This is a genomic window from Melaminivora alkalimesophila, assembly GCF_000282995.1.
GTDB lineage: Bacteria > Pseudomonadota > Gammaproteobacteria > Burkholderiales > Burkholderiaceae_C > Melaminivora > Melaminivora alkalimesophila.
Genome location: NZ_ALEE01000652.1, coordinates 1 through 7,718 on the forward strand (window position 1 = coordinate 1; position 7,718 = coordinate 7,718).

The 7,718-nt window shown below is 68.9% G+C and carries 11 protein-coding genes; 3 read left to right on the forward strand and 8 right to left on the reverse strand.

Annotated elements, in window-relative coordinates:
- The 6 genes from A612_RS12685 to flgB all read right to left on the reverse strand — a co-directional run.
- On the reverse strand, positions 1-406 hold a 406-nt coding region (locus A612_RS12685; RefSeq protein ID WP_019374842.1), incomplete at its 3' end, for a flagellar hook-basal body complex protein.
- Between the two features lie 25 nt (positions 407-431).
- Entirely contained in the window at positions 432-1,166 is a 735-nt protein-coding gene (locus A612_RS12690; protein WP_019374843.1) for a flagellar basal body rod protein FlgF, read from the reverse strand.
- Positions 1,167-1,191: 25 nt separating this feature from the next.
- Positions 1,192-2,808, reverse strand: a complete 1,617-nt coding sequence (locus A612_RS12695; RefSeq protein WP_019374844.1) for a flagellar hook protein FlgE — start codon at positions 2,806-2,808, stop codon at positions 1,192-1,194.
- A 43-nt stretch (positions 2,809-2,851) separates the two neighbouring features.
- On the reverse strand, positions 2,852-3,502 hold the full coding sequence (locus A612_RS12700) for a flagellar hook assembly protein FlgD (RefSeq protein ID WP_019374845.1): 651 nt from the start codon (positions 3,500-3,502) through the stop codon (positions 2,852-2,854).
- 26 nt (positions 3,503-3,528) lie between these two features.
- Entirely contained in the window at positions 3,529-3,933 is a 405-nt protein-coding gene (gene flgC / locus A612_RS12705; protein WP_019374846.1) for a flagellar basal body rod protein FlgC, read from the reverse strand.
- A 22-nt stretch (positions 3,934-3,955) separates the two neighbouring features.
- On the reverse strand, positions 3,956-4,381 hold the full coding sequence (flgB, locus tag A612_RS12710; RefSeq protein ID WP_019374847.1) for a flagellar basal body rod protein FlgB: 426 nt from the start codon (positions 4,379-4,381) through the stop codon (positions 3,956-3,958).
- Between the two features lie 216 nt (positions 4,382-4,597).
- On the opposite strand from flgB, the gene flgA reads away from it, so the two are divergent.
- The 3 genes from flgA to A612_RS12725 all read left to right on the forward strand — a co-directional run bounded on the left by flgA (position 4,598) and on the right by A612_RS12725 (position 6,161).
- Entirely contained in the window at positions 4,598-5,329 is a 732-nt protein-coding gene (flgA, locus tag A612_RS12715) for a flagellar basal body P-ring formation chaperone FlgA (RefSeq protein WP_019374848.1), read from the forward strand.
- Positions 5,330-5,422: 93 nt separating this feature from the next.
- A complete protein-coding gene (flgM, locus tag A612_RS12720) occupies positions 5,423-5,779 on the forward strand; it encodes a flagellar biosynthesis anti-sigma factor FlgM (protein WP_019374849.1) in 357 nt (118 codons plus the stop codon).
- A gap of 25 nt (positions 5,780-5,804) precedes the next feature.
- On the forward strand, positions 5,805-6,161 hold the full coding sequence (locus A612_RS12725; protein WP_019374850.1) for a hypothetical protein: 357 nt from the start codon (positions 5,805-5,807) through the stop codon (positions 6,159-6,161).
- A gap of 59 nt (positions 6,162-6,220) precedes the next feature.
- On the opposite strand, the gene A612_RS12730 is transcribed toward A612_RS12725, so the two are convergent.
- Positions 6,221-6,937 carry an RNA polymerase sigma factor FliA gene (locus A612_RS12730; RefSeq protein ID WP_019374851.1) on the reverse strand — a complete coding sequence of 239 codons (717 nt, stop codon included), beginning with the start codon at positions 6,935-6,937 and terminating at the stop codon, positions 6,221-6,223.
- Between the two features lie 11 nt (positions 6,938-6,948).
- The coding region (locus A612_RS17420; protein ID WP_019374852.1) for a hypothetical protein at positions 6,949-7,718 on the reverse strand (770 nt) is incomplete at its 5' end.

The following is a 7,718-nucleotide window of genomic DNA, read 5'->3' on the forward strand; positions in this document are numbered from 1 at the left end:
TCGGCAGGCCGCCGTTGGTGACCAGGCGGCCCTGCGAGTCCAGCTTGAACGAGCCGTCGCGCGTGTAGCCGGTGGTGCCGTCGGGTAGCTGCACCTCGAAGAAGCCGTTGCCGTCGATGGCCACGTCCAGGCTGTTGCCCGACTGCTGCAGGCTGCCCTGGGTGAAGTTGCGGCTGGTGGCCACCACGTTCACGCCCAGGCCCAAGTGCAGCCCGGTGGGCAGCTGGTTTTCCTCGGTGGTCTGGGCACCGACCTGGCGCAGGTTCTGGTAGATCAGGTCCTGGAAGACGGCGTTGTTGCGCTTGTAGCCGGTGGTCGAGACGTTGGACAAGTTGTGCGAGATCACGTCCAGCTGCGTCTGCTGGGCGCTCATGCCGGTCTTGGCGATCCAAAGCGAATTCATCATGGTCGTGGTCCTCGGTCAGATCAGGTCAGGTCAGGCTCAGCAGCTGGCCGGCGCTCTTGTCGTCGCTCTCGGCGGTCGAGAGCAGGCGCATCTGCTGCTCGAACTGGCGCGCGGCGGCGATCATGCCGACCATGCACTCGACGGGGTTCACGTTGGAGCCCTCCAGCACGCCCGGGCGCAGGCGCGCGTTCGGGTCGGCGGGCAGGGGCTCGCCGCTGGCGGTGCGGAAGGCGCCGTCGTCGCCGCGCCTGAGCGGGTCGTCGGTGGGCGTGGCGAGTTTCAGGCGCGCCAGGGGCTGCGGCGGCTGGCCGGCGATGCGCGCGGTCACCGTGCCGTCGGCGCCCAGCACCACCTCGGCGCCCTGCGGCACGTCGATGGGCGCGCCGCCGTCGGACAGCACGGCCTGCCCGTTGGGGGTGACGAGCTGGCCGGTGACGGACACCTCGAAGCGCCCGGCGCGGGTGTAGGTCTCGGTGCCGTCCAGGCCCTGGACGGCGAACCAGGCGTTGCCCTCGGCCATGGCGTCCAGCGCCCGGCCGGTGGTCTGGGCGGGGCCGGCGGTTTCCACGTGGCCGGAGGTCGCCTCCAGCGCGAACACGCGCGTGGTCGAGCCGCTGCCTTGCAGCGGCACCGAGCGGAAGTTGGACAGCTCGGCGCGAAAGCCGGTGGTGGAGGCGTTGGCCAGATTGTTGGACAGCACCGCCTGGCGGTGGGCGGCGGCGCTGGCGCCGGTCATGGAGGTGTAGATGAGGCGGTCCATGGCGGGGCTTTCCGTTCAGAGGCCGTCAGCGCAGGTTCACCAGCGTGGAAATCACCTGGTCCATCGTTTTGATGGTCTGGGCATTGGCCTGGTAGGAGCGCTGGGCGGTCATCATGTTGACCAGCTCGGCTGTCAGGTCCACGTTGGAGTCTTCCAGGGCGCCCGAGCGCAGCGCGCCAAAGTTGCCGTCGGTGGGCGCTCCCATGATGGGCTCGCCTGACTCGAAGGTCTCCACCCAATTGTTGCCGCCCGCCCCCATCAGGCCCTGGGTGTTGCGAAAGCTTGCCAGGGCGATCTGTCCTTCGGAACGCGTGACGCCGTTGGAGTAGCGGGTCGTGATCATGCCGTTGGACTCAAAGTTGATGCCCGTGAGCTCGCCCGAGGTGTAGCCGTCCTGCCGCAACTCGGACACGGCGAACTTGGTGCCGAACTGCGTCACCTTGTTCAGGTCCAGCGTGACATCGAAGGAGCCGGGCGCGGGGTTGCCGCCCGTAATGGGGGGGCTATTGGGATTGGCGGGGTTGGGGTTGACGCTCAGCTTCAGCTCGAACGACTGCGTTCCAGCGGCGGAGGCCGTTTTAAGGTCAGCGGGCGCTGCTGTCACTATGCCTCGTGCTGCGGGGACAGGCGCAGGGAAATTCCATTTTTTAGCTTCACTGTCATAGGTCATCAGGTCCTCTCTGAGCCGAGCGGATGCGACCACAGTGTTGGTGGGACTGTCTGAGTAAGTGAAGTCCCAGGCGGCCTCCGGAGTGCTGGCCGTCACCACAGCCTCACGAATGGCATAGACGCCCTTGTCATCGGGACCATAAAACCTGAAAGTGAATTCCTTTGGGAAGTCGGTTGTTTTCGAGCCCCCATTCTTGTTCAGCTCTGAAGGCGTCACACTTGCAGTGATTGCCCCCGTCTGGTCGAAAATCACACGGCCTGTGATGGGCGGGATGGTCGGCGACGCCGTGGTCAGGTCGTTGAGCTGGTTGTAGATATCCCAGGTGTTGGCTCCGTTCTTCTCGAAGTAGAAGCTCAGCGGCGTGGCCACGCCCTGGCTGTCATACACGTTGAGCGAGGTGCCGTAGGTGGTGCGCGGCGTTTCGGGCACGGGCGGCGTGGCTTTGGGATCGCCCTTTGCGTTGGTGACGCGGGCATCCAGGTTGAAGCCTGCGTTGATGCTGGTCGTCTGCTTGGCCGGGATGGGCGCGGTGGTGGGGAAGGTGAGCGGCTGGGCGGTGTTGGAGGTGCGCAGGCCGGTGATGGGGTCGATGGGGTAGCCCATGACCCGGGCGCCGTCATTGGTCACCACGTTGCCCAGGTTGTCCAGCTTGAAGTTGCCGGCGCGGGTGTAGGCGCGTGTGCCATCGGGCATCTGCAGTGTGAAGAAGCCGTTGCCGTTGATCGCCACGTCCATGCTGTTGCCCGTCACCGTGAGGTTGCCCTGGGTGAACTGCTGGGAGACGGCCGACACCTCCGTGCCGATGCCGGCGTTGATGCCACCGGCCGCGCCCAGGGCCGAGGCCACCATGGCGGAAAACTCCGTACGCGAGGCCTTGAAGCCCGTGGTGTTGGCATTGGCGATGTTGTGGCCGATCACGTCGAGGTTCTTCGCCGATGCGTTGAGGCCCGACAAGGCTTGCTGGAAACTCATGGTGTGCTCCTGGTGGCGGAAATGCGATGCGTTGGGCGGGCTCTCAGAGCACGCTGTGGATGCGGAAGTAGTTGACGGTGTCGCCGTTTTCCAGCGTCAGCGTCAGCGCGCCGGCGCTGGAGCCGGTGGCCACGACCTGCGACTGCGTCAAGGGCGTGGCCGTGACGGCTTTCTCGCCGCTGCTGGCCGTCACGCGGAAGCGCAGGTCGCTGGCCGTGCCGCTGTACTTGCTGGCGTCCCATTCGAAGCTGCGGCGGCCCTTGTCCTGCGCGCCCATCGCCACCGTGTCGACGACCACGCCGCCGGGCGTGACGATCTCGACCTTGACATCCGTCGCGGCGCCTTCCAGGTTGAAGTAGCCCTTGCCCGTGCCCTCGTTGAAGCTCATGCGCGTGCCTTCGGTGAGCACCGAGCGGCCGATGAGCGAGATGCCCTGGATCTGCTGCATCGTCGAGAACTCCTCGGCCATGGTCTGCATGGAGAGGTTCAGCGTCTGGATCCCCGTCACCGTGTTGATCTGCGCCATCTGGGTGGTCATCTGCGCGTTGTCCAGGGGATTCATCGGGTCCTGGTTGTTCAACTGCGCGACCAGCAGCTTGAGGAAGCGGTCCTGCATGGCCGCGGGGTCGTTGGCTGCGTTGGCCGAGGCGCCGGAGTTGACCGTGGCGGTGGTGCCGATGGGGTTGAGGATCATGGCGGGCTTTCGGTTGTGGCCAGGGGTTACTGGCCCATCTGCAGGGTCTTGAGCAGCAGCGTCTTGGCCGTGTTCATGACCTCGACGTTGTTCTGGTAGGAGCGCGAGGCGGAGATCATGTTGACCATCTCCTCCACCGCGTTCACGTTGGAATGCGTCACGTAGCCCTCGGCATCGGCCAGGGGGTTGGCCGGGTCGTGCACGCGGCGGCCGGGCACGTCGCTTTCCTGGATGGAGGACACGCGCACGCCGGCCGAACTGTCGGCGCCCATCGGGGCGGTCTGGAAGACCACCTGGCGCGCCTTGTAGGCCTGGCCGTCCGGGCCGGCCACGGCGTCCACGTTGGCCAGGTTGCTGGCGACCACGTTCAGGCGCTGCGACTGCGCGCTGATGGCGCTGCCCGAGACGTTGAAGATGGAGAACATCGACATGGTGAAACTGCCTCCTTGATGCTTACTGGCCCTGGATGGCGCTGAGCATGGTCTTGGCGTGGCCGTTGATGAAGCGCAGCGTGGCCTCGTAGCGCACGGCGTTGTCCACGAACGCGGCGCGCTCGCGGTCCATGTCCACGGTGTTGTTGTCCAGGCTGGGCTGCGACTGCATGGCGTAGCCCAGCGTGCTGGCCGCGCCGCCCGCCTCGCCGACGGCCGGCAGCGGGATGTGGCGCGCATCGCTGGTGCTGTGGCGCCGCGCCGGGTGGGCGGCAGCCGCCTGGCTGTCGGCCACGGCGCGCATGGCGTCGGCGAACTTGAAGTCGCGCGCCACGTAGCCGGGCGTGTCGGCGTTGGCGATGTTGCTGGCGATGGTGCGCTGGCGCTCGGCACGCAGCAGCAACGCATCGCCGTGCAGGTTCAGTCGCTGGGTGAGCTTGTCGAGCATGGGATCGGACCTCGTGCGGTGCGTGGAGAAGCAGCGTTCGCGCTTTTGGGCGTGGACCGATTATGGAAATCGGCGCCCTTTTCTAAAGGGGGAAGAGCGCAGGCTTCGGCCCGCTGTTCGCGGCTTTTGCCGGGCCGCTCGGAGGCTAGAGTGCAGGGCGTGAAAATGACTTGGGGCCGGGCCTTCCCCGCACCCGCCCGCCCGTGGAGGAGCGCCATGAATCCGATACTGCCGCGCCGCGCTGCGAAGGCACTGCTGCTGGCTGCCATGCTCGGCAGTGCGGCCCTGGGACATGCCCAACCGGGCGGGCAGGCGCAGGACCTGGCAGCCCTCACGCAGGAATGGGCCGACCAGGCCCTGGCCCAGGCGCAGGGCACCAGCGCCCTGCCGCTGCGCATGGAGGTCGAGGTCGGGGCGCTGGATCCGCGCCTGCGCCTTGCGCCCTGCGAGCGGGTCGAGCCCTATCTGCCCCCCAATGCACGGCTGTGGGGCCGCAGCCGGCTGGGCCTGCGCTGCGTGCAGGGGGCGACGCGCTGGAACGTGTTCCTGCCGATCACGGTGCGCGCCTACGGCCCGGCGTGGGTGTTGGCCGCGCCCGTGGCCGCCGGGGCGACGCTCTCGGAGCACGACGCCGTGCCGGCAGAGGTGGACTGGGCGGCCGAGCCGGCCGCCGTCATCTCCAACCCAGAGGACTGGGTCGGCCAGACGGCTGCGCGCACGCTGCAGGCCGGCCAGGCGCTGCGCCAGAGCATGGTGCGCGCGCCCGAGGCCTTCAAGGCCGGCAGCCCGGTGCGCGTGGTGGTGCAGGGGCCGGGCTACGCCGTGACGTCCTCGGGCCGCGCCCTGACGGCCGGCGCCGTGGGGCAGAATGTACGCATCCGCATGGCCAATGGTCGTATCGTGGGCGGGACTGTCTCTGAAGATGGGACAGTGCAGGCGGCCCTTTGAGCGCAGTGGGCCACATTGCCCTAAAGTTCGCGCTCGAAGGGTCGAAAAGACAACCACGGACCCCCATCTGAGGCAGGGACTGTGGAGAGTGCGATGAAAATAGGAAACAACCCGGAACTTGCCAACGCGCGTTCGTCCCAGGCCGCCGCTGCCCGCCAGCAGCAGGCCAAGGCAGCAGCGCCCGCTCCGGCCGCCGAGGCCGCAAGCCAGGGAGCATCGCGCGTCGCCTCCTCGGGCGCGGCCGCCAGTGCCGGCGTGCCGGTCACCCTTTCCAGCGCAGCCCGCGCGGTGGACGCCAGCCGCAGCAGCGCCGACTTCGACGCCGCCAAGGTGCGGGCCGTCAAGGCCGCTATCGAAAACGGCAGCTTTCGCGTCGATGCGGAGGCCGTGGCCGACAAGCTGCTGGCCAACGCCTACGAGGTGCTGTCGCGCAGCGCCCCGCAAGGCTGAGCCCACGCTGTAAGGTAAAGGCGCCATGCCGGCGCAACCAGACACCACCCTCTCCCTCATCGAAGCGCAGCTGCAGGCCTTGCAGGCTGCGCTTTTGTCTTCCGACGCCCCGGCCCTGGAACAGGGGTCACAAAGGCTGCGCGAGGCGGCCGCGGCGTTGCTGCAGCTGCAAGCCGCCCAGCCGCTGGGGCCGACGCACGCAGCGCGGGTGCGCGCCCTGGCAGGCCAGCTCGGGCAGCTGCGCGACCAGCTGGCGCGGGCGCTCGCGCTGACCCAGCAGCAGGCGCAATCCCTGCTGCCGCCGCTCGATGACGTGACCTACGGACCGGATTCCGGCAGGGCGGGCGCGCCGGGGGCGCGCATCTACCGCGCGCCGGGCTGAACGCACCCCCGTCCGCATACGGGACGGGACGCAGGCACCGGCAGGCGGCCCGGCGCCTCTCAGTGGGCGCGCATCTTGGTGCGCAGGCGCGCGATCGCCTGGCTATGCAGCTGGCAGACGCGCGACTCGGTCACGCCCAGGACGGCGGCGATCTCCTTGAGGTTCATGTCCTGCTCGTAGTACATGCCCATGATGTACTGCTCGCGCTCGGGCAGCGCCTGGATGGCGGCCACCAGCGAGGCGCGCAGGCGCTGGTCGCGCAGCAGCGCCATCGGGTCGGCGGCGTCGTCGGCGACATGGCGGTCCAGGAAACCCTCGTCTTCCTCGCTGCCGCGGTGCATGTCCTCCAGATACACCAGTTGCGTGCCGCGCACCTTGCCCAGCAGGGTCTGGTAGTCCTGCAGGCTGATGCCCAGCTCCTCGGCGATCTCCGACTCCAGCGGGCTGCGCCCCAGGCGCTGCTCGACGCGGTGCAGGGCCTGCTCGATCTCCTTCTGGCTCTTGCGCGAGCTGCGGCTCATCCAGTCGCCGGCGCGCAGCTCATCGAGCATGGCGCCGCGGATGCGCTGGCTGGCGAAGGTCTCGAACTGCACGCCCTGCGCCACCTCGTAGCGCGACAGCGCATCCGTCAGGCCGATCATGCCGACCTGGATCAGGTCGTCCAGTTCGACGTTGGCCGGAAGCTTGGCGATCATGTGGTGCGCGATGCGCCGCACCAGCGGCAGGTGCTGGTGAAAGAGGGCGTCGCGGTCGAGCTGGCCTTTCGCGGTGTACATCGTGCTTCTTGTCAGTGGCTGCATTCCGGGAAGAAGGAGGCGCACGCGTCCCGCCCGAAGGGCAGGCAGCCCCCCTGGCGTTCGCCGGCCGTGTCCATGGTGCAGCCGTTCTCCAGCAGTTGCAAGGCCAGGCGCTGGATGTCCTGCAGGCGTCCGGGGGCCACGACGGTGCCGTGGCAGCGCAGGCCCAGATGCTGGCGCGCGCTGCGCTGCAGGGCCTGCAGCGCCTCGGTCGTCTGCCGGTCGGCGGCTGGCACGGCGTGCGGGCGCAGCGCGGCGACCATGCAGCGAGAGATCGCGGCATGCAGCACCAGGTGCTTGAGCTGGCGGTAGCCGGCCACCATGCCGCGCGCGCGCGGGCCGGTCACGACCAGCGGCACGCAATCGCGCCGGTGCTGCACCAGCGGGGCGAGCTGCTCGGCGCTGGCGTGCAGGGCCACCGCCGCGTAGTTGCGAAACAGGGGCGCCAGGGGCGCCAGGGGATCGGCGGCGCCGGTCGAGCGGTCGCGCCGGGCGAGGCGGGCCAGCCCGCGCGCAGCCGGGACGATGGCGAGCGCCGAGCTGGCGCCCGGGTCGGGCTCGCCGGGCCAGGGCATGCCGGCAAGCAACTCGGCCAGCCCGGGCGCGTGACGCCCCTCGGCGGCACTGCCGTCCAGCACGATGACCGGGTAGGACAAGCGCTGCAGCACGGCGCACAGCTGCCACAGCAGCTCCAGCGCCGCGGGGTTCGGCGTGGCCGGGCAGACCACGGGCAAGAGCCGCAGCGGCTGCTCGGCCATCA

Excerpts from the sequence above, each read along its gene's own strand:
- A612_RS12695 (WP_019374844.1), bottom strand. The coding sequence starts at position 2,808 with ATGAGTTTCCAGCAAGCCTTGTCGGGCCTCAACGCATCGGCGAAGAAC.
- flgC (WP_019374846.1), bottom strand. The coding sequence starts at position 3,933 with ATGTCGATGTTCTCCATCTTCAACGTCTCGGGCAGCGCCATCAGCGCG.
- A612_RS12700 (WP_019374845.1), bottom strand. The coding sequence starts at position 3,502 with ATGATCCTCAACCCCATCGGCACCACCGCCACGGTCAACTCCGGCGCC.
- flgM (WP_019374849.1), top strand. The coding sequence starts at position 5,423 with ATGAAAATAGGAAACAACCCGGAACTTGCCAACGCGCGTTCGTCCCAG.
- flgA (WP_019374848.1), top strand. The coding sequence starts at position 4,598 with ATGAATCCGATACTGCCGCGCCGCGCTGCGAAGGCACTGCTGCTGGCT.
- A612_RS12725 (WP_019374850.1), top strand. The coding sequence starts at position 5,805 with ATGCCGGCGCAACCAGACACCACCCTCTCCCTCATCGAAGCGCAGCTG.
- flgB (WP_019374847.1), bottom strand. The coding sequence starts at position 4,381 with ATGCTCGACAAGCTCACCCAGCGACTGAACCTGCACGGCGATGCGTTG.
- A612_RS12730 (WP_019374851.1), bottom strand. The coding sequence starts at position 6,937 with ATGTACACCGCGAAAGGCCAGCTCGACCGCGACGCCCTCTTTCACCAG.
- A612_RS12690 (WP_019374843.1), bottom strand. The coding sequence starts at position 1,166 with ATGGACCGCCTCATCTACACCTCCATGACCGGCGCCAGCGCCGCCGCC.